This window comes from Azospirillum sp. TSH58, from assembly GCF_003119115.1.
Taxonomy (GTDB): Bacteria; Pseudomonadota; Alphaproteobacteria; order Azospirillales; family Azospirillaceae; genus Azospirillum.
The window spans coordinates 2,224,613-2,248,700 of sequence record NZ_CP022364.1 but is presented as its reverse complement, the minus strand read 5'-3'; the positions used below and the strand labels follow the sequence as shown (position 1 = coordinate 2,248,700).

Genomic DNA, 24,088 nt, shown 5'->3' with positions numbered 1-24,088 from the left:
GCGCTCCGCCGCCTGACGGCTGAAGGCTTCCAGTTCCCGCGCCATCGCGCGGTAATCGGGAGCGCCGCTTCTCGATCCGGATGTCCCGTCCATGGCCCCCGCCATGCTGCATTGCCGCAAACTACGAGGGTATGCTGGCACAGCGTGGACGCGTCTGGAATCGGGCTTACGGCGGGTCCGGCTTCTCTTTCGGCACAGCGAGAAGGGCCTTTAGGCCCGTCGGCCTATGCTCTTCCGCAGAGAAGCTTCGTCAGTCGATCAGCTCGTCCAAGGTCGCCCGGACGACCTGCACGATCTCTCCGCCGTAATGGCTGACGTCGAGGTCGCGCGCGCCGACGATGATGGACAGCTCGCGCTCCGTCGTGGGGGCGAAGCGGGCGATTTCCGGCACCAGTTCGTCCGGCAGGACGGCGTCGCGCGACAGCCCCTCGCCGGTCGCCTTGCGGTCCCGCCAACCGTTGAGGGCGGCGTTGATCGCGGCCTCGATCTGGAGGGATTCCTCCTTGCGCTTCAGGTCCTTGTAGAGGACGAGAACACGCCAGCCGCTGTCGGCGTAAGCGGTGTCGATGCGCTGCACCTCGACCGTGCGCAGGAAAGAGGAGAGTTGCCCCTGGGCCTCGTCCGCGCTCGCGTCGGGGATCGTGAAGGTGCGGATTTCGGTGCTCATCCTGTGCCTCGATGCGTGCCTCGCCGTTCGCGCAAGACTACACGAAATTGGCCGTACCCGGCTACTCCGGCACGATCCGGACGGATGCCCCCTTCGTCATAGGAAAACACGGCGGGGCGCGGGACCCCGCTCCCTCCCGAAGCGTTTGTGTCACAGGACGCCGCACACTGCCGGGCGCAGCGCCGGGCGCACCGCTGGGAGGAGCAGAGGGACCATGACCGGGCCTGTCGAACCGCGAAAGCACCACGATAAGCGGACCGGGCCGCGAGCGAAGCCGCGGTGGCTGTGGATCACCCTGCTGGCGGTGATCCCCGCCCTGTTCGCGGCCGGGACGGCGGGGGCCTTCTGGACCGGCTACAGCCTGCATGACCGGCCCTTCGCCTGGTACAACGGCAACCGCATCGCCGCCACGGCGGAGCGGGCGGCGCGGGACCTCTCCCCCGTCGTGGTGGTGGCGCTGGGCGACTCGGCGCTGCGCCACGCCACCCTGGACGAGCCGGGCATGGCCGCGCTGGCGGCGAAGCACGGGGTGGAGAGCCTGCATTTCCTGCGCATCGTCCATGACCACGCCCGCATCGAGGACTTCGAACCGCTGCTGGGCGACGTGCTGAAGCTGAAGCCGGCGCTGGTCCTTCTGGACGTGGACCTGCTGTTCGCGGAGCGCAGCGACTTTACCGGCCTGCGTCGCTACGGCTCGCACCTGACCGAGGTGGCGATGCTCGGCCGCTCCTACCTGCCCGACCAGAGCGCCCTGCAATACGCCAAGCCGTGCCACGCCGTCGGCCCGCAGGGCTGGACCGATACCGCCGCCAACCGCCGGGCCGACCGCTGGGTGGAAGCCCGCAACGCCGCCGTCCGGATGAACGACGACTCGCCGGCCTTCGAGCGGGTGCGCCGCTTCGTCGATCAGGCGCGCGCCGCCGGGGCCGGGATCGCCCTGCTGCTTCCGCCCCGCCCGGCGGCGGTGGAGGAGCGGCTGTACGGCGCGGGCAACGGCTACCGCCCGGCGGCGCTCGACCGGCTGAGCGGGCAGGCGGACCTGCCGCTGTGGCGCTTCCCCGACTCGGCGCGCAAAACGACGGCCTTCTGCCGCAGCGGCATGCTCGCGCCGGAGGGCCGCGATGCCTACTCGGCATGGCTGGCCGGCGGAATCGCCGAACATCTGTCGCATCCAAGGGTGGAAGAGGCCGCGCTGCAATAAAGTCCGCCCGTCCCGGCCGGATAACGCGGCGCTGACACGGCAGCGTCATCAAAGTGCAATTCCCGGCGCCCTAGAATGCGCCCGCGTCCCCGCCGGGCCCACCGCCCATCAAGCGCACCGGCGGAGGGATGCGCCTCTCTTCGGCCACGGGTGAACCACAGATGAGCGCCGCCATGGATTTCTCCGTCCGCGAGGCCCCGGCCAGCACCGAGATCGTGCTGAGCGGGCGCATGACCTTTGCCGACCACGACACGTTCCGCGACGTCATCGCCACCTTCGAGCGTCCGGCGGGGCACCGTGTGGTGTTCGACCTGTCGCGGCTCGACTTCGTCGACTCCTCCGGCCTCGGCATGTTCATCATCGCCCGCGACACGGCGCAGCGGCGCAATCTGGACTTCGCGATCCGCGGCGCCCGCGACGAGGTGCGGCGCCTGATCACGATCGCCAAGTTCCACACCATGTTCAACATCGCCGACTGACGCGGCTGGAACGGACGCGATGGGCCACCTACGCGCCATGGCGGTGCCGCCCGGAACGGAGGGCGACGCCGCTTCGCCCCGCCCCGCCCGCCTTGGCGCCGGCGCGTCGGTCTACGGGATGGAACTGGGCATCCCGCTCGGCGGCTGCCGGGTGCTGATCGCCGACGACAGCGCCTTCAACCGCAAGACGCTGACCCGCTTCCTGCAATGGGCCGGCATCACCCAGGTCGCCTTCGCCTCCTCGGCGGAGGAGGTGATGGAGCGGCTGGAGAGCTTCGCGCCCGACCTGCTGCTGCTCGACGCGGCCATGCCGCGGATGGACGGCATCGGCGTCTGCCGCAGCCTGCGCGGCGACCCGCGCTGGCGCGACCTGCCGATCCTGATGCAGAGCGCCCTGCACTCCGACCAGATGAGGACGGTGTGCTTCAGCGCCGGGGCGACCGACCTGATCGCCAAGCCGATCAACCCCGGCGAATGCATCGCCCGCGTGCGCTACCACCTGGAGCGCCGGTCGATGGTGCAGGAGCTGCGCGCCTTCCACGAGCGGGTGGAGCGCGATCTGCGGCAGGCCCGCGCCATGCAGCTCGCCCTGGTGCCGGAACCGGCCGAGCTGGCCGCCCTCGCCGAGCGGAACGGGCTGACGGTGGACCCGGTCTTCCGCGCGTCGGACGAGATCGGCGGCGATTTCTGGACGGCCTTCGAGTTCGACGGAACGTGCGTCGGGGTCTTCGCCGCCGACCTGTCGGGCCACGGCATCGCCGCGGCGATCAACGCCTTCCGCCTGCACACGCTGCTCACCCGCACCCCGCCGGAGGAGGTGCGCGACCCCGCCCGCCTGCTGCGTCAGCTGAACCTGCGGCTGTGCGAGATCCTGCCGCTGGGCCAGTTCGCCACCGCCTTCTACGGGGTGATCGACCGCGCCGACGACACGCTGCTCTACGCCGCCGCCGCGTCGCCCAGCCCCCTCCTGGCGAACGGCGATGGCTTCCAGCCGCTGGACGCCTCCGGCCCGCTCCTCGGCGCCTTCCCGGACTCGGCCTACACCAACCGCCGTGTGCCGCTGCGGCGCGGCGACGGCCTGTTCCTCTATTCCGACGGGCTGAGCGAGGCCAGGAACGCCGAGGGCGCCATGCTGGGCGAGGACGGCCTGCTCCGTCTGGCCGAGCGCGCGGTGGCGGACGCCCCCGACCGCCCCCTGCCCGCCCTGATGACCCGCCACGCCGCGGCCCATGGCGAACGGCTGCACGACGACGTGACCGCCCTCTGGATCACCCGCCGCTGACGCGCGGTCTTATCCCTCTCCCGTCCCGGGAGAGGGGCTCACGCGGAGCGTGTCGGCAATTTATCCATTGGCCCCATACCCTTATTCGAGTTATGGATATTTCTGCGTCGGGCGACGTGTAACAGGAGACGGAACGGATATGGCTTCGATCATGATCAAGAAGGCCGGCGAGGGCCTGATTTCCCAGGCTCACCGCAACGCCGACGTTGGCCCGACCAGCGGCAGCTCGGTCGTGTACGAGATTCTCAACGTGCCGGCGGGCGTGTCGGTTGACGACGTCATCGCCGCCTTCAAGACCTTCAAGCCGGCGGACAAGAAGTACGAGTACGACTACGCCGACCTGTCCAAGTAAGGCGCGTTCTTCGCCCTTCCCGCGGTTCCCGCAAGGGCGGGAACCGCGGGAAACGGCCCTTACCCCTTCTTGGGGAAGCGCTCGATCCAGCGCTCCAGCTCCGCCACATGCTCCGCCTCTTCGGAGGCGAATTCCTCGGCCATCATGCGGACCTCCGGGTCCGTGGTGGTGGCGGCCACATCGGCGTAGAAGGCGTGGCCGCGCTTCTCGCTGTCGAGCGCCAGATCCAGCGCGTAATCCACCGTCATCAGATAGTGCGAGCCTTCCATGGAGGCCGCTTCGGGGCTTTCGCCGTCCGGCCACTGGAAGTCGTCCGGGGAGAGCGCCGGCACGTCGCGGAAGCCGGAGCGCTTGCGGGCGTCGGCCAGATGCAGGCGCGAGAACTCGGCCATCTTGGCGAAGAAGGCCGCGACGTCCGCGTTGCCGTAGGTCTTCATGGCCTCCGACAGATCGGCGAAACGGTTGGCGGCGTCCTCCTCCAGCGCGCAGGCGTGGGCGAGGAACAGGGCGGGGTCGTGAATGTTGGCCATCGGGTCCCGGGATCGTTAAGTCACAAATGGATTGTGGTTATTTGAACCATAACGTCTTGTTGCGAAAGCTTCTCGGATCGCCGGCCGATTGCGGGCTTCTGCGGCACTTTGCCGCGCCCATGTGTCCCGCCTCCCTAACCTCCGTTCGGAAGTTCCCTCGCCCCTCTGGCGAGAGAGTTAAAATGGCCTGTTGTGTTTTCCTTTGGGCACCGGAGGGCGGCGAACATGAAACCTCTGCAATGATCGCCAAGAAACGCCGCCGCGCGCTTGACCGGTTCCGGACGCAGGAGTAGATGAGCGACAACGTCACCGCATGATTGGCGGGCGTCCGGACGCGTGGTCCGGTCCCGCGCCGAGAAAGCAAGAGATGGACAGCCACAGTCGTCGATCCCGACATATTTCCGGTTCTCCGCCGATCCTGGGCTGACCCTTTCGCAGGTTCGCCACGGCCGGCCGTGACGCCGACAGCCGCACAGGTGAACCATGGGGAATCCTTTTGTCACCATTCTGATGCCGCTCCGCGCGCCCGCACTCCGCGGCGCGCGCCACGCTTGGCGGCCGTCGACGCCCACACCGGGCTGACCACCCTCCTCCACCCGTGACGTCCGCCCGACGCCGACCGGCGCCGGGTGCCTGCACACGCCGATTGCGCATGCCGAAGGCGACCGGACTCCGATCCGGCCGCAGGATGGAGGGGCCATGGTCTGGACCCAGACAAGCGTTTCCGTGAAGGCGGCGGCGGCAACGCCCAACCGCTGGGATCTCCTGGCCCTGCCGCTGGTCGTCGGCCTTCTCGCGCTGGCCGCCGTCGGCGGTCACCAGATGGGCGCCCCGCTGGCGAGCCTCGACACACCCACCGTCTCGCTCGACCCCTGGCACCTGCCGGACTACGCGCTGCGCTCGACGCTGCGCATGCTGGCGGCGATGGCGGCCTCGCTGCTCTTCACCTTCGCCTACGCCACGCTGGCGGCCAAGAGCCGCCGGGCCGGGATGGTGCTGATCCCCGTGCTGGACGTGCTCCAGTCAGTGCCGGTGCTCGGCTACATCTCCTTCACGGTGGCCTTCTTCCTGTCGCTGTTCCCCGGCAGCGTGCTGGGGGCCGAATGCGCGGCGGTCTTCGCCATCTTCACCAGCCAGGCCTGGAACATGACCTTCAGCGTCCACCAGTCGCTGCGGTCGGTGCCGCGCGACCTGGAGGAGGCGGCCACCAGCTTCCGCTTCTCCGGCTGGCAGCGCTTCTGGCGGCTGGAGGCGCCCTTCGCTATGCCGGGGCTGGTCTGGAACATGATGATGTCGATGTCCGGCGGCTGGTTCTTCGTCGTCGCGTCGGAGGCGATCACCGTCGGCGACCGCACCGTCACGCTGCCCGGCATCGGCTCCTATCTGGCCGAGGCCATCGCGCGCAAGGATCTCGGCGCGGTCGGCTGGGCGGTGCTGGCGATGCTGGCGGTCATCCTGCTCTACGACCAACTCCTGTTCCGCCCGCTGGTCGCCTGGGCCGACAAGTTCCGCGTCGAGCAGACCGGCGCGCAGGAGGCGCCGGGGTCCTGGGTGCTGCGGCTGTTCCAGCGCACCCGCTTCTGCCGGGCTCTGCTCACGCCGGTCCAGGCGCTGCTCGGCCGGCTGGCGTGGCTGCGCCTGTCGCCCCTCTCCGCCCTGGCTTCCACACTGCCCGCCGCCCTGACGCGCCGGATCGCCGGCCCGTCCTCCCCCGCGCTCGACCGGGCGCTCGATCGGGCGTGGTACGCGGCCGTCGCCGCGGCGGCGCTGGCCCTGGGCTGGACGTTGGTGGCGTTCATCGCGCGCGGCGCCGGCTGGAGCGACGTCGGGACCGCGCTGCTGCTCGGGGCGGCGACGCTGCTGCGGGTCGTGGTGCTGATCGCCATCGCGTCGCTCGTCTGGGTGCCGCTCGGCGTGCTGATCGGGCTGCGCCCGCGCCTCGCCGAGGCGGTCCAGCCGGTGGCCCAGTTCCTGGCGGCCTTCCCGGCCAACCTGCTGTTCCCGGTCGCCGTCGTCACCATCCTGCGCTTCGACCTGAATCCGGACGTCTGGCTCAGCCCGCTGATGATCCTGGGCACCCAGTGGTACATCCTGTTCAACGTCATCGCCGGAACCTCCGCCTTTCCCAACGATTTGAAGGAGGCCGCGTCGAGCTTCCGGATCCGCGGCTGGCAGTGGTGGCGCGACGTCATGCTGCCCGGCGTCTTCCCCTACTACCTGACCGGTGCGGTGACCGCGGCGGGCGGCTCGTGGAACGCCAGCATCGTCGCCGAGGCGGTGCGCTGGGGCGACGCGGAGGTCACCGCGCACGGGCTGGGCAGCCACATCGCCCAGGCGACCGCCGCGGGCGACTACCCGCGCATCGTGCTCGGCATCGCCGTGATGTCCCTGTTCGTCACCCTGCTCAACCGGCTGCTCTGGCGCCCGCTCTACGGCTACGCCGAACGCCGCCTGCGCCTTGCCTGACGGAGGCCGTATCATGACGCAGCATTCCCCCCTCTTCGAACTCCGCGGCGTCCGGCAGGCCTACCGCAAGGCATCCGGCCAGCCGTATGTCGTGCTCGACGGCGTGGACCTGACGCTGCGCGACGGCGAGATCGTCGGGCTGCTCGGCCGCTCCGGCTCGGGAAAGTCCACGCTGCTGCGCATCGTCGCCGGGCTGGCGCCGCCGACCTCCGGCAAGGTCCTGCACCACGGCGCGCCGGTGTCCGGGCCGACCGACGGCGTGGCGATGGTGTTCCAGTCCTTCGCGCTGTTCCCCTGGATGACCGTCGAGGAGAATGTGCTGGCCGGGCTGAAGGCGCTCCGCGTTCCGGGAGACGAAGCGGCGGCGCGCGCCGAGGAGGCCATCGACCAGATCGGGCTGTCGGGCTTCGAGAACGCCTACCCCAAGGAGCTGTCCGGCGGGATGCGCCAGCGCGTCGGCTTCGCCCGCGCGCTGGTCGTCCACCCGGAAATCCTGCTGATGGACGAGCCCTTCTCGGCGCTCGACGTGCTGACGGCGGAGACGCTGCGCACCGACCTGCTCGACCTGTGGATGGAGCGCAAGCTGCCGACCCGGTCGATCCTGATGGTGACCCACAACATCGAGGAGGCGGTGCTGATGTGCGACCGCATCCTGGTCTTCGCCTCCAACCCGGGCCGCGTCGCGGCGGAGATCCGGGTGGACATCCCGCACCCGCGCAACCGGCTGGCCCCGGACTTCCGCGACCTGGTCGACGACATCTACGGCCGGATGACCGCGCGCAAGCCGCTGAGCGCTCCGGCAACAACAACGGTGGCGACGACCGGGCGCCAGCGGCCGGTCTATGCCGAGCCGCTCCAGCAGGTCTCGACCAACCGGCTGGCCGGCCTGATGGAGACGCTGGCCGCCCCGCCCTACCACGGCAAGGCGGACCTGCCGCACCTCGCGGCGACCCTGCGGCACGAGATCGACGACCTCTTCCCCATCGCCGAGACGCTCCAGATGCTGGGCTTCGCCGAGGTGGCGGAGGGCGACATCCGGCTGACCGAACCCGGCCGCCTGTTCGCCGAGGCCGGGATGGGCGACCGCAAAGCCCTGTTCGCCGAGCATCTGGTCCATTTCGTGCCGCTCGCCGCGCACATCCACGCGGCCCTGTCGGAGCGCGCCGACCACCGCGCCCCCTACGCCCCCTTCGCCCGCGAGTTGGAGGCCTTCATGAGCGAGGGCTACGCCGAGGAGACGCTGAACGCCGTGACCGGCTGGGCCCGCTACGCCGAGCTGTTCACCCACGACCGCGAGGCCGGGGTCTTCCGCCGGGAGGAAGCCGAATAGCCGGGGCGTCCCGGCGGAAGGCTTGACCGGGGCGCCCGCCGCTGCCAGGAACACGGGCGGCGCCCTTCTCCGCCAGTCGCCCACCACGTCACAGAGTCCATGAACATCCCGCCCCTTCCCATCGATCCCGTGCTTCCCGAGCTGCTGGCCGCGCTGGACGGGCGCGGCGTGGCGGTGCTCCAGGCGCCGCCGGGGGCCGGCAAGACCACCCGCGTGCCGCTGGCCCTGCTCGACCGGCCCTGGCTGGCCGGGCGCAAGGTGATCGTGCTGGAGCCGCGGCGGCTGGCCGCCCGCGCCGCCGCCCGCCGCATGGCCGCGATGCTGGGGGAAAGCGTCGGCGAGACGGTCGGCTACCGCGTCCGGATGGACACGAAGGTCGGGCCGAGGACGCGGATCGAGGTGGTGACCGACGGCCTGTTCCTGCGCCAGCTCCAGGAGGACCCCGAGTTGCCGGCGGTCGGCGCCGTGCTGTTCGACGAGTTCCACGAGCGCGGCATCGACAGCGACCTGGCGCTCGCCCTGGTGCAGGAGGCGCGCGGCGCGCTGCGCGACGACCTGCGGCTGGTGGTGATGTCGGCGACGCTGGACGGCGCGCCGGTCGCCGCCCTGCTGGGCGACGCCCCGATGGTGACCAGCGAGGGCCGCGCCTTCCCGGTGGAGACCCGCCATCTCGACGCCCCCGCCACCAGCACCAGCGGCGGGACCCGCGTCGAGGACGCCGTGGCCGCCGCCGTCCGCCGCGCCCTGCGCGAGGAAAGCGGCAACGCGCTGGTCTTCCTGCCCGGCGCGGGGGAGATCCGGCGGGTGCAGAGCCTTCTGGAGTCCGCGGACCTCGGCCCCGGCACGGTGATCGCCCCGCTCTACGGCGACCTGACGGCGGACGCCCAGGACCGCGCCATCGCCCCCAGCCCGCCGGGCACGCGCAAGATCGTGCTGGCCACCCCCATCGCCGAGACCAGCCTGACCATCGAGGGCATCCGCATCGTGGTGGACGGCGGGCTGATGCGCGTTCCCCGCTTCGACCCGCGCAGCGGCATGACGCGGCTGGTCACCGCCAAGGTCTCCCAGGCCTCGGCGGAGCAGCGGCGGGGCCGCGCCGGCCGTCTGGAGCCTGGAGTCTGCTACCGCCTGTGGCCGGAGCCGTCGCACAAGGCGCTGGCCCCCTTCACCCCGCCGGAGATCATGGACGCCGACCTCGCACCGCTGGCGCTGGAGCTGGCGGTGTGGGGCGTGTCCGACCCGTCGTCGCTCGCCTGGCTCGACCCGCCGCCCGCCGCCGCCATGGCCCAGGCGCGGGAGCTGCTGAGGGAGCTGGGGGCGCTGGACGCCGACGGCGGCATCACCGCCCACGGCCGCCGCATGGCAGGCTTCGGCGTGCACCCCCGGCTGGCCCACATGATGCTGAAGGGCAAGGCGATGGGGCTGGGGGCGCTGGCCTGCGAGGTCGCCGCCCTGCTCGGCGAGCGCGACATCGTCCGCGCCCAGCCCGGTTTCCGCGACGCCGACCTGCGGCTGCGCGTGGAACTGCTGCGCGGGCTTGATGATGACGGCCGGGTGCGCGGCGCCGGGCGCGGCCTGACCGTGGAGCGCGGCGGCGCCCAGCAGGCGTTGAAGCAGGCCCGCAACTGGAAACGGCAGCTGGGCGTGAAGGGAGGCGGTGGCGATCTCGGCTCCACCGGCCTGCTGGTCGCCCTGGCCTATCCCGACCGCATCGGCCAGCGCCGCCCCGGAGGCAGTGCGGGCGGAGCCGCCGCGCAATACCGGCTGTCCAACGGGCGCGGCGCCTATTTCCAGGACGCCGAGCCGCTGAGCGCCGAGGACTGGCTGGCCGTCGCCGATCTGGACGGGGCGGCCCGCGAGTCGCGCATCTTCCTCGCCGCCCCGCTCTCCCTGGCCGAGCTGGAGGAGGCCTTCGCCGAGCACATCCGCAGCGAGACCGTGGTCGCCTGGGACGGGCGGGAGCAGACGGTGCTGGCCCGCCGCCGCCGCATGCTGTTCGCCCTGGCGCTGGAGGACAAGCGCCTGCCCAACCCGCCCGCCGAGGCCATCGCCGCAGCCATGCTGGAGGGCATCCGGGAGATGGGACTGACCGCCCTGCCCTGGACCGACGAGCTGCGCAAGTGGCAGACGCGCGTCCTCTTCCTGCGCCGCCGGGAGGGGGAGGAATGGCCGGACGTGTCCGACGCCGCCCTGCTGGAGACGATGGAGGAGTGGCTGGCGCCCTTCCTGAACGGCGCGTCGCGCCGCGCCCATCTGGAGCGGGTGGAGTTGGGCAACGCGCTGCGCGGGCTTCTGCCCTGGGCGATGCAGCAGCGGCTGGACAAGGAGGCGCCGACCCATGTCGAGGTGCCCAGCGGCTCCCGCGTTCCCATCGACTACAGTGGGGACGAGCCGGTGCTGGCCGTGCGGCTGCAGGAGATGTTTGGGCTGGCCGAGACGCCGCGCATCGCCGGCGGGCGGGTGCCGCTGCTGCTGCACCTGCTGTCCCCGGCCCGCCGCCCGGTGCAGGTGACGCGCGACCTCGCCAGCTTCTGGGCCAACGCCTACAAGGCGGTGAAGGCGGACCTCAAGGGTCAGTATCCCAAGCACTATTGGCCCGACAACCCGCTGGAGGCCGAGCCCACGGCGCGGGCGAAACCACGCGGACGATAACGGAAAGGCGGGCGGTCATGGCGATCATCGGGGTGATGGGGTCGGGGCAGGAGGAATGGGCGGACTATGCCGAGCCGCTCGGCGCGTGGATCGCCGGGGCCGGGCACGACCTGCTGACCGGCGGCGGCGGCGGGGTGATGCGGTCGGCCGCAAGGGCCTTCCACGGCACGCCGGGGCGCCGGGGCCGCTCCATCGGCATCCTGCCCTCCGAGCCCGATCCGGTCCGCGGCCACGCGCCCCTGCCCGGCTACCCCAACCCCTACATCGACCTGCCCATCCTGACGCCCTTCGCGCGCAAGCCGGCCGACGCGCCGCCGACGGAGCTGAGCCGCAACCACGTCAACATCCTGACCAGCGACGTGATCGTCGTCCTGCCGGGCCGTCACGGGACCTTGGACGAGGTGCGGCTGGCCCTGCGCTTCGGAAAGCCTATGATCGGTTTCGGACCGGAGCTTGACTTTCGGGCCATGCCCGCCGAATTGCGGACAACCGGCGACTTCGGAACGGTCACGGCCTTCATCGCGGACGCCCTGTCCCGCCGCTGACCCTCCGTTCCCGGACAAGGTTCTCGGACAAGGCGACCTGTGGCAGGATGGCGGGCATGGATGCGCAAGGGATTCTCGACCTCAGCCGCTGGATCGCGGAGGCCGGTCTGCAGGGGGTGCCGGAAACGGACCTCATCGGCGGCCTCTGCGAACGGCTGGTCGCGGCGGGCGTGCCGCTGACCCGCACGGTGGTCGGGGCGGACACGCTGCACCCGACCATCGCCGGCCACGTCGTCACCTGGGACAGCACGGGGCGCAACGCCGCCGAGGTCCACCAGAGCGATTACGGCAACGGCAGCGATCCCGAGATCGACGAGAAATGGCTGCGCAGCCCCTTCCACCGGCTTTACGCCTCCGGCGAGACGATGCTGCGCCTGCGGCTGACCGGCGGTGCTGCGGAGAACAGCGACTTCCCGATCGTGGACGAACTGCGGGCGCAAGGCGCCACCGACTACATGGCCATCGTCAACCGCTTGGGCCCCCGCGCCGCCATCGGGGAGCTGGACTGCATCTTCTCCTCCTGGGTCTCGCACCATCCCGACGGCTTCAGCGACGCCCAGCGCGACGCCCTGCTCACCCTCACCGGCAGCCTGGCGCTGGCGCTGCGCGGCCACGCCATGGCGCACATCGCCAACACGCTGGCGGAGACCTATCTGGGGCGGGACGCCGGCCACCGGGTGCTGCGCGGCCACATCCGCCGCGGCGTGGCCGAGGAGCTGGACGCCGTGCTGTGGTTCAGCGACCTCCAGGGCTTCACCCGCATCACCGACACCGCCGCCCCGGAAACCATCCTGCCGCTGCTGAACGACTATGCGGAGCTGGTGGTGACGGCCATCCACCGGCACCACGGGCAGGTTCTGAAGTTCATGGGCGACGGCATCCTGGCCGTCTTCGACCGCTCCAGCGCCGAGGACGCCTGCCGCGCCGCCCTCGACGCGGCGGAGGAGGCGCGGGCGCGCTGCAAGGAGCTGAACGCCCGCCGCTCCGCCGACGGGCTGCCGGTGACGCGCTTCTATCTCGGGCTGCACCAGGGAAAGGTGTTCTACGGCAACATCGGCGGGGTGGACCGGCTCGATTTCACCGTGGTCGGCCCGGCGGTGAACGAGGCCAGCCGCATCGCCGCCATGTGCCGGTCGCTCGACCAGGACATCCTGCTGTCCTCCGCCTTCACCGAGTCCGCTCCGGAATGCCGGGAGCGGCTGATCTCGGTCGGGCGCTACCTGCTGCGCGGGGTGGGCCGCCCGCAGGAGCTGTACACGCTGGACCCGGAGGCGTCGCCCCCACCCTAACCCTCCCCCGCTCTCGCAGGGGAGGGGACTACTGCCGCTTCGCTACAAAGTCCCTCCCCTGCGTTAGCGGGGGAGGACCGGGGTGGGGGGCAAAACGCCCCCATCACCCCCCGATGCCGCTGGGCGCGGTGACGGCGTGCTCCTTGAGGATGGCGTCGGAGAGCGCCGACACCTCGACAAGCTGGACCTCGTAGCCCCACAGGTTGGCGATGTGGCGCAGCACCGCCTTGGCGTCGCTCTCGTCCAGCAGCACGCCGTTGGTCACGCGGTGGTGCAGGATCAGCTTGCGGTCACCGGCCAGATCCACATCGACGATCTGGATGTCCGGCTCCAGGAAGCCCAGGTCGTACTGCCGCGCCAGCAGCTTGCGGATGCCGCGGTAGCCGCGCTCGTTGTGGATGTTCTCGACCAGCAGATAGGGGTCTTCCGCGTCGTCGCGCACGCTGAACATCTTGAACTTCCGCATCAGGTGCGGGCTGAGATACTGGAGCACGAAGCTCTCGTCGCGGAAGTTGGCCCAGGCGTCGCGCAGCGCGCCCATGCCGTCGCCACGCCCGGCGAGGTCGGGGAACCAGTAGCGGTCCTCGTCGGTCGGGTTTTCGGCGATGCGCTGGATGTCCTGCATCATCGCGAAGCCCAGCGCATAGGGGTTGATGCCCGAAAAGCGCTGGTCGTCGAACTCCGGCTGGAACACCACCGAGGTGTGCGAATGCAGGAATTCCAGCATCGCGCCTTCGCTGATCATCCCCCGCCGGTGCATCTCGTTCAGGATGGTGTAGTGGGTGTAGGTCGCACACCCCTCGTTCATCAGCTTGGTCTGCTTCTGCGGGTAGAAATACTGCGCCATGTGGCGGACGATGCGGAGGATCTCGCGCTGCCAGTGCTCCAGCCGCGGCGCCTTCTTCTCAAGGAAATACAGCAGGTTCTCTTCCGGCAGGCCGAGCAGCTTCTTGCGCTCCGACACCGACTTGGAGGGGCGGTTGCCGCCGACCGCGACCTTCGGCACGGTGCGCCACAGGTCGTTGAAGGTCTGCTCCTGGTACTCCTGCCGCTCCCGCTCGCGCTTCTGCTCAAGCCGCAGGTCGAGGCTGCGCTTCTTCGGGTACTTGTGCACGCCCTGGTTCATCAGCGCGTGGGCGGCGTCGAGCACCCGCTCCACCGCGTGATGGCCGTAGCGGTCCTCGCACTGGGCGATGTAGGACTTGGCGAATTCCAGATAGTCGAGGATGCCCTCGGCGTCCGTCCACTGCTGGAAGAGCTGGTTGTTCTTGAAGAAGTGGTTGTGCCCGAAGGCGGCGTGGGCGATCACCAGCGTCTGCATCGTCATGGTGTTCTCTTCCATGATGTAGCTGATGCAGGGGCTGGAATTGATGACGATCTCGTAGGCGAGGCCGCGATAGCCCTTGCGGTAGAGCATCTCGTCGCGGGCGAAATGCTTGCCGAAGGACCAGTGCTTGTACATCAGCGGCATGCCGATGGACGAATAGGCGTCGAGCATCTGCTCGGCGGTGATGACCTCGATCTGGTTGGGATAGACGTTGAGGCCCATGTCCTTCAGGGCGATGTCCTCGATGGCGTCGTAGACACGCTTGATCTGGTCGTAATCCCAGTCCGCCCCGTCGTAGAGCAGGCTGTCGGTCTTGTCGATCACAGCGCTCATGCCTCACATCCTCTCAAACTCTGCGGGGTGTTGGCCCCGATTCCTTGGTGCGCCCTCGCGGTGGCGGGTGTCGCCCCCTCCCCTGCCCCCTCCCCTGCCCCCTCCCCTGCGAAGCGGGGGAGGGTTGGGGTGGGGGCAATCGCTTTTAGGCCCCCGCCTTCTCGCGGGCGAACAGGTCGCGGAAGACCGGGAAGATCTCCCGGCGGGAGCGGACGCGGCGCATGGCGATCGGCAGATCCGGCCCCTGGACCGTCTTGTAGGTCCGCCACAGCTCCGTCTCGCGGCCCAGCGCCGACAGGCCCATGTTGTGCTCCGCCGCCACCTCGATGTAGGCGAAGTACTGGCACAGCGGCAGGATGCCGTCCCGCAACAGGCCCGCCGACCGCGCGTTGTCCGACGACATGTTGTCGCCGTCCGACGCCTGGGCGGCGTAGATGTTCCACTCGTTCTCCGGATAGCGCTCCTTGACGATGCGCTGCATCTCCTCCAGCGCCGTGGAGACCACGGTGCCGCCGGTCTCGGTGGAGTAGAAGAACGTGTCCTCGTCCACCTCCTTGGCCTCGTGGGTGTGGCGGATGAAGACGATGTCCACCGATCGGTAGCGCCGCTTCAGGAACAGGTAGAGCAGCATGAAGAAGCGCTTGGCGAGGTCCTTCATGTGCTCGGTCATCGAGCCGGAGACGTCCATCAGGCAGAACATGACCGCCTGCGCGATGGGCTTCGGCACCGTCTCGAACCGGTTGTAGCGGACGTCGATCGGATCGATGAAGGGGATGCGCTTGGAGCGGAGATAGTGCCGCTCCAACTGGTCGCGCATCTCCCGCAGCGTCTCGGGATCGTCGCCGCGGTCCTCCGCCTCGCGCAGGAGCGCCTCCAGCTCCAGCATGTCCGCCGGCTTGGGCCGCTTCAGCGCGATGCGCCGGCTGAGGCTGTTGCGCATGGTGCGGACGAGGTTCAGGTTGGCCGGCGAGCCGGTCACCGAATAGCCCGCCCGGGTCAGCGAGTGGGACTCCGTCTGCTTGACCTTCTGCTTGACGAGGTCGGGAAGCTCCAGGTCCTCCAGGAAGATGTCCAGGAACTCCTCGCGGGACAGGACGAAGCGGAAATCGTCGTCGCCCTCCCCGTCCGGACTGCCCTCGTTGCCGCCCCGACCGCCCCCGCTCTCGGGCCGTGCGATGGTGTCTCCTTCCACATACTCCTTGTTGCCCGGCACGACGTAGTCGCGCACGCCGCCGGCCCCGGAGCGGTGGAAGGAGGGCTCCCGCACGCCGCCGGTCGAGATGGTCACCTTCTCGCCGTTTTCGATGTCCTGGATGCCGCGTTTGCCGGAGGCATCCCGCACCGCCTTCACCACCTGCTCCTTGGCGCGGCGCAGGAAACGCTGGCGGTTGGCCAGGCTCTTGCCTTGCGGATTCAGGCGACGGTCGATGATGTTCATCAAGGGGGAGCCCCTCCTACCCGTTCACGCTCGTGTGGCGAAGCGGGCCGTCAGCCGGCCTGCTTCACGCGCATGTACCACTCGACCAACCGGCGGACCTGCCGCTCGGTGTAGCCGCGCGACATCATGCGCGACACGAACTCGTTGTGCTTCTTCTCGGTCTCGCCGTCCTTCTTGGACCCGAAGCTGATGACCGGAAGCAGATCCTCCACCTGGGAGAACATGCGTTTCTCGATCACCTCACGGATTTTCTCGTACGACGTCCAGGAGGGGTTGCGCCCGGCGTTCGCCGCCCGCGCGCGCAGCGCGAACTTGACGACCTCGTTGCGGAAGTCCTTCGGGTTGGCGATCCCGGCGGGCTTCTCGATCTTGGTCAGCTCCTGGTTCAGAAGCTCGCGGTTCATCAGCTGGCCGGTGTCCGGATCCTTGAAGTCCTGGTCCTCGATCCACGCGTCGGCGTAATCCACATAGCGGTCGAACAGGTTCTGCCCATAGTCGCTGTAGGATTCCAGATACGCCTTCTGGATCTCGTTCCCGATGAACTCCGCGTAGCGCGGCGCCATCTCGGCCTTGATGAACTCGATGTACTTCTTCTCGGTGTCGTCGGGGAACTGCTCCCGCTTGATCGACTGCTCCAGGATGTACATCAGGTGGACGGGATCGGCCGAGATCTCGTTGGAGTCGTAGTTGAAGGTCGCGGCCAGAACCTTGAAGGCGAAGCGGGTGGAGATGCCGTCCATGCCCTCGTCCACGCCCGCCTGGTCGCGGTATTCCTGCATGGACTTGGCCTTGGGGTCGGTCTCCTTCATGCTCTCGCCGTCATAAACGCGCATCTTGGAGTAGAGGCTGGAGTTCGGATGGTCGCGCATGCGCGACAGCACCGAGAACTTCGCCAGCATCTCCAGGGTCGACGGCGCGCAGGGCGCGGTCGCGAGGTCGGAGCCCTTGACCAGCTTGTCGTAGATCCGCTGCTCCTCCTGCACGCGCAGGCAGTAGGGGACCTTGATGACGCAGATGCGGTCGATGAAGGCTTCGTTGTTCTTGTTGTTCTTGAAGGACTGCCACTCCGCCTCGTTCGAGTGGGCGAGGATGATGCCCTGGAACGGGATGGCGCCGATGTTCTCCGAGCCGACGTAGTTGCCCTCCTGGGTCGCCGTCAGCAGCGGGTGGAGCATCTTGATCGGGGCCTTGAACATCTCGACGAATTCGAGCAGGCCCTGGCTGGCCCGGTTCAGGCCGCCGGAGAAGCTGTAGGCGTCGGGATCGTTCTGGCTGTACATCTCCAGCTTGCGGATGTCGACCTTGCCGACCAGCGAGGAGATGTCCTGGTTGTTCTCGTCGCCCGGCTCCGTCTTGGTGACGCAGATCTGGCGCAGCTTGCTGGGATGCAGCTTGACGACGCGGAAGCGGGAGATGTCGCCGCCGAACTCGTCCAGCCGCTTCACCGCCCAGGGGCTCATCAGGCCGGTCAGGCGGCGGCGCGGGATGCCGTAGCGGTCCTCCAGCAGGTCGCCCATCTCGTCCGGGTTGAAGAGGCCGAGCGGGCTCTCGAAGACCGGGCTAACCTCCTTGCCGGCCTTCAGGACATAGACCGGGCATTTCTCCATCAGCGACTTCAGCCGCTCCGCCAGCGACGACTTGCCGCCGCCCACCGGGCCCAGCAGGTAGAGGATCTGCTTGCGCTCCTCCAGACCCTGCGCGGCGTGGCGGAAGAAGCCGACGATCCGCTCGATCGTCTCCTCCATGCCGTAGAAGTCGGCGAAGGCCGGATAGATCTTGATCGTCCGGTTCATGAAGATCCGGCCAAGGCGCGGGTCCTTGGCGGTGTCGACGACTTCCGGTTCGCCGATGGCGGCGAGGATGCGCTCCGGCGCGGAGGCATACATCATCGGGTCGTCGCGGCATTCCTGGAGGTATTCCGTGAGGCTCATCTCGACCTCACGGCGCCCCTCGTAGGACTGTGTGTAGCGCGTGAACAGTTCGTCGGCCGGGAACATTCCGCTCTCCGTGTCTCTTAGTCCGATGCGTCGGGGCTGCCGCCGGGGGACCCGGGCGGCGGGGGCGGCACCTGCCGCAGGTGCGATCTCTGGGATGTCGCGGACACAACGGTCCCGCGGCACCCCCGCTCACCGTCGAAAGCCAGACCTTTTATCCAGTTGCCCTTCAAATGAAGCGCCCCCTTCGGAGTGCTAAACTCGAATGCTTCAAAACTGAATGTAATGCTCGACCTAGAGCTTTCCAGGAGGAAAGCCTTGATAGCCGGAAAAGACGGGCGGCCGGACACACCGGTCTTCAGTAATAGACCACGCGTCCGGGTTGTCCGGTAAAACCGGCGCGCAAGCACCGGCGGAAAGGACGGCAAAAGCAACGAAGTTCGATGGGGTTGAAACTTCCAGCCGGCTTCCGGAACGCGGTCCGGATGCCGTTCGTCGGGGACTCGCTGGACTTCGCCGATCACCCATCGACCTCCAGTGCATCCACGCGCCTTAACCCACTAAGGCGCTACGGTTAACGTTAAGTGTGCCGACTATTTCTTAACAACACACTTCCATGCCCGTGACCACCGCCTCGCCTCCGGATATTAACGCATGGGCGAACGGCGCGGTCCACACCTTCCAAAGAAGGATGGTGAGCCTCATCACAGCAGATCAACAAGGCGGAATTTGGGTGAACCCCCGTCGTCGTTGCGCCGCACAAACCGCACGGATTCCGGAACGCGCCTGGAATCAAGCACTTGGCCGCGTTCTTGCAGTCCTGCCACAGGTCGGGGAAAAAGTGTGACCGGCCGGACCGTCGCGGGCCGCCGGGCGTCCTCAGCCGAGCTTGGCGCCCAGCGTTTCCTTGAGCGACGCCGGCGTGGCCGGCTTGAGGATGAAGGTGTCGGCGCCGAAGGCCGCGGCTTCGTCCACGCGGCTCTGGTCGGCGCGGTTCGTCATGAAGACCACCGGCAGCGCGCGGTGGCGGGCGTCGGGGCTGGCCCGCAGCGCCTTCAGGAAGCCCAGCCCGTCCATCGGCTGCATCTCAACGTCGCAGACGACCAGATCGGGGCCATGCGCCCGCACGGCGGCCAACCCGGCCTCGCCGTCGGCGGCCTGATGGACGGAGCGGAAGCCCAGCGCCGCCAGCATCCTGGCCAGCACCATGCGGGTGAAGCTCTCGTCTTCGATCACCAGAACCGAAAAATCCCCGAACGCCGCCGGCATCGACCTGTCCCCCGAGTCCGATAGGCCGTGTGTGTACGCCGCAAGGACGTCCTTTGCAACCGGCTCGCAACACCTCCAGCCGGCTGGGAATCGTCTCGCCGAAGAACGGTTGCACGGCGGGGGGCGCTGGGGCTACACGGAGTCGCATGAGCTATCTCGACCACATCCGCGCGTGCAACGCGCACGACCTCTCCGGCTTCCGTCCGTTCGAGCTGGAAGGGCACCGCCTCGGCTGGGTCCGCCACGCGCTGGCCGAGCAGCTTCCCGGCGTCGATCCGGGCTTCGTCGTCACCGCCGACCGGGTGACGCTGGCCCCGGAGGTCCGCGACTTCGAGGCGCGGTCCTCCGTGCTGGCGCACGCCGCCCAGTTCCTCGTCGAAACGGGGGCGGTCACCGCCCTGCGCGGCGAGTTCTACCCGGTCACGCCGGCCTGGGGAGCGGAACCGCTGATGCGCATCGACCGCGCGGTGGTGGCGCAGTTCGGCACGCCCGCCTACGGGCTGCACGTCAACGGCTTCGTGCGCGGGCCGGACGGCGGCCTGTCGCTGTGGATCGGCCGCCGCGCCCGCGACCGCGAGGTGGCGCCGGGCAAGCTCGACAACATGATCGCCGGCGGCCAGCCCATCGGCCTGACGCTGGCGGAGAACCTCGTCAAGGAAGCGCAGGAGGAGGCGGGGATCGACGCCGCCCTGGCGTCCCGGGCCGTTCCCGTCGGGGCCGTCACCTACCGCATGGAGACGGAGGCCGGGCTGAAGCAGGACACGCTGTTCCTCTACGACCTGGAACTCGACGCGGATTTCGTGCCGCGGAACACCGACGGCGAGGTCGAACGGTTCGAGCTGTGGCCGCTGGACCGCGTGGCGGAATCGGTGCGGGAGACGAAGGACTGGAAGTTCAACGTGAACCTCGTCGTCATCGACTTCATGGTCCGCCACGGCTGGCTGAGGCCGGAGGAGCCGGGCTATCTGGAGATCGTGACGGGCCTGCGGCGCTGAAGCGGATTGCACCGCTTTGGACCGCGACGGCGGTCCCGGCCGCACATGCGGCCACGGCGGTCCCGGCCGCACATGCGGCCGAAACCCGCCTCTCGCGGAACCATCGTTCCCGCTGGCGGCAGGCGGATGCCATCGGCATCCGCTGAGAGCCGGCGAATGAGGCGATGTGAATCGAAAGCGAACGGACGTTCGCTTTGGAAGCCGCCGCGATGTCGACCATCGCGCGCGGCGGTCACTCGGCCGCGGCGCGCGCCCTCGCTTCCTCCAGGTGGGAGGACAGCTCGGACAGGGTGACCGGCTTGTGCAGCACGGTGAAGCCGCTGCGCCGCGCCTCGCGGATGCGGTCGGGGCTGGTGTCGCCGGTCAGCAGGATCGCGGGGATGAGTTGCCCGGCGAAGGCGTGGATGTCACGGATGGCGTCCACCCCCGTCCGGCCGTAGCGCAGGCGGTAGTCGGCGATGATGACGTCGGGAAGCCGCTCCGCCCCGTCGAGCTGACGCAACGCCTCCTCCCCCGACGCGGCGGACAGCACGTCCCACCCCCACTGCTCCAGCACCAGACGCAGGCTCTGCAGGATCAGCTCCTCGTCGTCGATGACCAGGGCCAGGGCGCCGGGGCGGTCCAAGGACGGCATGGCGCGTTCCGTCGCGTTGGGATTCCAGGATGCATGCAAGGGAACCTCCACCGTAAAGCATGTGCCCCGCCCCGGCCGCGACCGGACATGGACCGGCAGACCGAGCAGGTGCGACAGCCGCTTCACCACCGCCAGCCCGAGGCCGAGGCCGCGGCTGCGGTCGCGTTCGGCGTTGCCGAGCTGGACGAACTCCTCGAAAATCTCGTCGAGCTTGTCGGCGGGGATGCCGACGCCCGTGTCCGCCACCTCGATGCACACGATCATGCCCCGCCGCCGGCACGCCAGGAGCACGCCGCCCGACGCCGTGTAGCGCACCGCGTTGTCGAGCAGGTTGCGCAGCAGCCGTTCCAGCAGGGCGGCGTCGCTGCGGACCTGCGCCCGGAGCGGGCGCACCCGCAGCTTCAGCCCCTTGGCGGCGGCGCGCGGGCCATAGTCGGCCGCCAGCCGCTCGATCATCTCGGTCAGCGCGAAGGGCGCCAGATCGGGCGACACGATCCCGGAGTCGAGCCGGGCCACGTCCAGCAACGCGTCGAGCAGGCCGCGCATCGCCTCGACCGCCCGGTTCATCGTCTGGACCAGCGGCAACTGCGGATGACCGGCCAGCCGCTCCGCCAGGACCGCGCCGAACAGGGTCAGCGACTGGGCGGGCTGGCGCAGATCGTGGCTGGCCGCGGCGAGGAAGCGCACCTTGGCCTGTCCGGCGCGCACCACATCGTCCCGAGCGGCGCGCAGACGCTCCTCCTGCCCGCGCAGTTGCGCCTCCGCGGCCATGCGGCGGCCGGCGGCGGTGACGGTCATGACGATGCCCGCGGCATCGTTGCCGGACTCCGCCGGCAGCGGCGTCAACGCGATGTCGAGCCAATTCCCGTCACCCGTCAGGGTCAGTTCCTGGACCTGCCCCCGGCCTGTGGCCGCCACCGCCTGGACAAAGCGGTCCGCCGCGTCCTCCCGGCCACCCCAGACGAACGCGCCGGCCATGGGCTGTCCGATCAGGAGGTCCCGCCGACACCCGATGGCGCGCAGCATCGCCGCGTTGAGATCGGCAATGCGGCCCTGTTGATCGAGCAGGGCGATCGCCACGCCGATCGTGTCGAAGATCCGCCGCAGTCCGGCGGAGTCGGCGGGACAGGGATTGTCCTCCGCCTCATCCTCCTCTTGCATCGCTTGCCCCCTTCGGATTGCAAGCCGGCCGACCGCTTGGCGCCAACCATTTGGCATCGCAAACATTCGGTCGCGATTCAAAAGATACGTGCAAGAGGGAAGAGATTCCAGGCGACCCGCCTCAAACGGATAGTTTGCCCGTCATTGTAATACACAGTTGGTGGTAGATCATAACTCTTCCGGAAAGCCGGCCAAGGCGCGCACCGCCGCCGCCGTTTGTCCCGATTCCCGAAGAGATCGCAAGGTCTTGGCGTTGTCGCGCTTGGCGAGCCGCTCACCCCGCTCGTTCACCAGCAAAGGATGATGACAATAGTCGGGAGGACCGACTCGAAGGAGTTCCTGAAGCAACCGATGCACGTGGGTCGCGAAAAAAAGATCCTCGCCGCGGGTCACCAGGGTCACGCCCTGGAGATGATCGTCCACGGTGACCGCCAGATGGTAGCTCGTCGGCGCGTCCTTGCGGGCCAGCACGACGTCGCCCAGGATTCCCGGCGTGGCCTCCTGCCAGCCGCGCCGCCGGTCGTGCCAGCGCAGCGGCCCGGTCATGGCCATGGCCCGACCCACGTCCAATCGCACGGCATAGGCTTGCCCCGCGGCGATGCGGTCCTGCCGTTCCAGGTCCGACAGGCCGCGGCAGGTGCCGGGATAGAGCGGACCGTCCGGCCCGTGCGGCGCGTGGCCGGCGCGGGCGATCTCGGCGGCGATGTCCTTGCGGGTGCAGAAGCAGGGATAGACGGCGCCCATGCCGCGGAGCCGCGCCAGCGCGGCGCGGTGATCGTCCAGATGCTCCGACTGGCGGCGCACCGGCTCTTCCCAGGTCAGGCCCAGCCAGGCCAGATCCTCGCGCAGGTCGCGGTCGAACTCGGGACGGCAGCGCTGCGGGTCGATGTCCTCGATGCGCAGCAGGAAGCGCCCCCCGGCCTTGCGGGCGGTGCTCCAGCCGACCAGAGCGGAATGGGCGTGCCCGAGATGGAGATGGCCGGTCGGGCTCGGCGCGAAGCGGGTGACGACATCGGTCATCCCCGCCTTATACCCCAACCGCGCCCGGCCTGCATGTGGGACGGCGGGCGCCGCAAACGGGGGAGGCCGACCGCCGTGGCGATCGGATGCGGGGGAGGTCAGATGTAGGGATTGTCCTTGATCGGCTCGACCGGAATGTCCTCGCCCTCCAGATACATGGCGAGGCGCCGGCGCAGTTCGCGGTCGAAGGCGTCGATGCGGCGCTGGCGGTCGCGCTCCTCGCGCTCGGCGCGTTTCTCGGCAAGGTCGATGATCGTGGCGCTCATGGATGTTCCCTTCGAAAGCGTCCCCCTAGGGCGCCGCCACCATCTCAGAGCATGGTTAACGCACGGTAACCACGATGTCGGAAAATGCACGATCAAGGCCTTGCAACCAAATGTCACAGCCATTCTGGCGGGGGCATGCCGCCGCCCGGCAAGGCCGGAACCCTGCCTATCGAAAGGGTTACAGGATCGTGAAGAAATGACGCAGTGCGGCGCGACATATTGAGTTCGAGGCACAAATCAACTATGTATCTGGTGTTCCGGTCACCCGGCGGCGTGTCATCCCGCAAGGGGGAGCGGAACACCAGAAAGGTTCCAGACACGTCACAGATAAGGGAGTGGCCATTGGCTCCACCACCCGATCACTGTCCGGCCCTGGTGCTGAACGCCGACTTCCGGCCGCTCAGCTACTTCCCTCTGTCGCTCTGGTCCTGGCAGGAGGCGGTGAAGGCCGTCTTTCTGGACCGGGTGAACATCATCTCCGAATATGATCGCGTCGTCCGCTCCCCCACCTTCGAGGTCAAGCTGCCGAGCGTCATTTCGTTGAAGGAGTTCATTCCGGCGACACGGCGGCCGGCTTTCACCCGATTCAACGTTTTCCTGCGCGACCGCTTCACCTGCCAGTATTGCGGCCACCACTTCCCCACGCAGGAACTGACCTTCGATCACGTCATCCCACGGTCGCGCGGCGGGCGCACCACCTGGGACAACGTCGTCACCTCCTGCTCGGCCTGCAATCTGGCGAAGGGAAACAGGCTGCCGCACAGTTGTGGCATGATCCCCCTCAGTCCCCCGTTCCAGCCGAGTGCCTACCAGCTTCAAGAGAACGGACGTGCATTCCCGCCAAACTTCCTTCACGAAAGTTGGCGGGATTTTCTTTATTGGGACACCGAACTCGATCCGATGTAGAAACGCCGCGAT

20 protein-coding genes are annotated in these 24,088 nt (G+C 68.9%); 11 read left to right on the top strand and 9 right to left on the bottom strand.

The window, feature by feature from the left end; translation table 11 throughout:
• Positions 1–250 precede the first annotated feature (250 nt).
• Positions 251–667, bottom strand: coding sequence for an HRDC domain-containing protein (locus TSH58p_RS14170; protein WP_109068091.1), 417 nt, complete (start codon positions 665–667; stop codon positions 251–253).
• A gap of 214 nt (positions 668–881) precedes the next feature.
• Here TSH58p_RS14170 and TSH58p_RS14165 point away from each other — a divergent pair, with 214 nt between their 5' ends.
• The 4 genes from TSH58p_RS14165 to TSH58p_RS14150 all read left to right on the top strand — a co-directional run bounded on the left by TSH58p_RS14165 (position 882) and on the right by TSH58p_RS14150 (position 3,981).
• Positions 882–1,868: a hypothetical protein gene (locus TSH58p_RS14165; RefSeq protein WP_109068090.1), complete on the top strand. Its 987-nt coding sequence runs from the start codon at positions 882–884 to the stop codon at positions 1,866–1,868.
• 161 nt (positions 1,869–2,029) lie between these two features.
• A complete protein-coding gene (locus TSH58p_RS14160; RefSeq protein ID WP_236778167.1) occupies positions 2,030–2,347 on the top strand; it encodes an STAS domain-containing protein in 318 nt (105 codons plus the stop codon).
• A 19-nt stretch (positions 2,348–2,366) separates the two neighbouring features.
• The gene (locus tag TSH58p_RS14155; protein WP_109068089.1) at positions 2,367–3,629 is read left to right on the top strand and encodes a PP2C family protein-serine/threonine phosphatase; all 1,263 of its coding nucleotides are present in this window, start codon (positions 2,367–2,369) and stop codon (positions 3,627–3,629) included.
• A gap of 139 nt (positions 3,630–3,768) precedes the next feature.
• Positions 3,769–3,981, top strand: coding sequence for a hypothetical protein (locus TSH58p_RS14150; RefSeq protein WP_014241290.1), 213 nt, complete (start codon positions 3,769–3,771; stop codon positions 3,979–3,981).
• A gap of 59 nt (positions 3,982–4,040) precedes the next feature.
• Here TSH58p_RS14150 and TSH58p_RS14145 read toward each other — a convergent pair whose 3' ends face one another.
• Positions 4,041–4,511: a ferritin family protein gene (locus TSH58p_RS14145; protein WP_109068088.1), complete on the bottom strand. Its 471-nt coding sequence runs from the start codon at positions 4,509–4,511 to the stop codon at positions 4,041–4,043.
• Positions 4,512–5,210: 699 nt separating this feature from the next.
• Here TSH58p_RS14145 and TSH58p_RS14140 point away from each other — a divergent pair.
• The 5 genes from TSH58p_RS14140 to TSH58p_RS14120 all read left to right on the top strand — a co-directional run bounded on the left by TSH58p_RS14140 (position 5,211) and on the right by TSH58p_RS14120 (position 12,793).
• A complete protein-coding gene (locus TSH58p_RS14140; protein WP_109068087.1) occupies positions 5,211–6,977 on the top strand; it encodes an ABC transporter permease subunit in 1,767 nt (588 codons plus the stop codon).
• Between the two features lie 13 nt (positions 6,978–6,990).
• Complete coding sequence (locus tag TSH58p_RS14135; RefSeq protein ID WP_109068086.1) at positions 6,991–8,307, top strand: AAA-associated domain-containing protein; 1,317 nt, start codon at positions 6,991–6,993, stop codon at positions 8,305–8,307.
• A 99-nt stretch (positions 8,308–8,406) separates the two neighbouring features.
• Positions 8,407–10,959: an ATP-dependent helicase HrpB gene (hrpB, locus tag TSH58p_RS14130; protein ID WP_109068085.1), complete on the top strand. Its 2,553-nt coding sequence runs from the start codon at positions 8,407–8,409 to the stop codon at positions 10,957–10,959.
• Between the two features lie 17 nt (positions 10,960–10,976).
• Positions 10,977–11,504 (top strand): DNA-binding protein, encoded by a 528-nt coding sequence (locus tag TSH58p_RS14125; protein ID WP_109068084.1) that lies wholly within the window; start codon positions 10,977–10,979, stop codon positions 11,502–11,504.
• Between the two features lie 56 nt (positions 11,505–11,560).
• Positions 11,561–12,793 (top strand): adenylate/guanylate cyclase domain-containing protein, encoded by a 1,233-nt coding sequence (locus tag TSH58p_RS14120; RefSeq protein WP_109068129.1) that lies wholly within the window; start codon positions 11,561–11,563, stop codon positions 12,791–12,793.
• A gap of 103 nt (positions 12,794–12,896) precedes the next feature.
• On the opposite strand, the gene TSH58p_RS14115 is transcribed toward TSH58p_RS14120, so the two are convergent.
• From TSH58p_RS14115 to TSH58p_RS14100, 4 genes are all read right to left on the bottom strand, one after another.
• The gene (locus TSH58p_RS14115; RefSeq protein WP_109068083.1) at positions 12,897–14,453 is read right to left on the bottom strand and encodes a SpoVR family protein; all 1,557 of its coding nucleotides are present in this window, start codon (positions 14,451–14,453) and stop codon (positions 12,897–12,899) included.
• Between the two features lie 145 nt (positions 14,454–14,598).
• Positions 14,599–15,891 (bottom strand): YeaH/YhbH family protein, encoded by a 1,293-nt coding sequence (locus TSH58p_RS14110; protein ID WP_109068664.1) that lies wholly within the window; start codon positions 15,889–15,891, stop codon positions 14,599–14,601.
• A 50-nt stretch (positions 15,892–15,941) separates the two neighbouring features.
• Positions 15,942–17,888: a PrkA family serine protein kinase gene (locus tag TSH58p_RS14105; protein WP_109068665.1), complete on the bottom strand. Its 1,947-nt coding sequence runs from the start codon at positions 17,886–17,888 to the stop codon at positions 15,942–15,944.
• Between the two features lie 816 nt (positions 17,889–18,704).
• Positions 18,705–19,094 carry a response regulator gene (locus TSH58p_RS14100; protein ID WP_109068666.1) on the bottom strand — a complete coding sequence of 130 codons (390 nt, stop codon included), beginning with the start codon at positions 19,092–19,094 and terminating at the stop codon, positions 18,705–18,707.
• Between the two features lie 146 nt (positions 19,095–19,240).
• On the opposite strand from TSH58p_RS14100, the gene TSH58p_RS14095 reads away from it, so the two are divergent.
• On the top strand, positions 19,241–20,089 hold the full coding sequence (locus tag TSH58p_RS14095) for a DUF4743 domain-containing protein (RefSeq protein ID WP_109068667.1): 849 nt from the start codon (positions 19,241–19,243) through the stop codon (positions 20,087–20,089).
• 232 nt (positions 20,090–20,321) lie between these two features.
• On the opposite strand, the gene TSH58p_RS14090 is transcribed toward TSH58p_RS14095, so the two are convergent.
• The 3 genes from TSH58p_RS14090 to TSH58p_RS33630 form a co-directional block, all read right to left on the bottom strand.
• Entirely contained in the window at positions 20,322–21,884 is a 1,563-nt protein-coding gene (locus TSH58p_RS14090) for an ATP-binding protein (RefSeq protein ID WP_158282569.1), read from the bottom strand.
• Between the two features lie 168 nt (positions 21,885–22,052).
• Positions 22,053–22,904, bottom strand: a complete 852-nt coding sequence (gene gluQRS / locus TSH58p_RS14085) for a tRNA glutamyl-Q(34) synthetase GluQRS (protein WP_109068669.1) — start codon at positions 22,902–22,904, stop codon at positions 22,053–22,055.
• A 98-nt stretch (positions 22,905–23,002) separates the two neighbouring features.
• Entirely contained in the window at positions 23,003–23,170 is a 168-nt protein-coding gene (locus TSH58p_RS33630; protein WP_014241314.1) for a hypothetical protein, read from the bottom strand.
• Positions 23,171–23,512: 342 nt separating this feature from the next.
• Between TSH58p_RS33630 and TSH58p_RS14080 the strand changes: the two genes are divergently transcribed.
• Complete coding sequence (locus TSH58p_RS14080; RefSeq protein ID WP_038526361.1) at positions 23,513–24,076, top strand: HNH endonuclease; 564 nt, start codon at positions 23,513–23,515, stop codon at positions 24,074–24,076.
• Positions 24,077–24,088 lie beyond the last annotated feature (12 nt).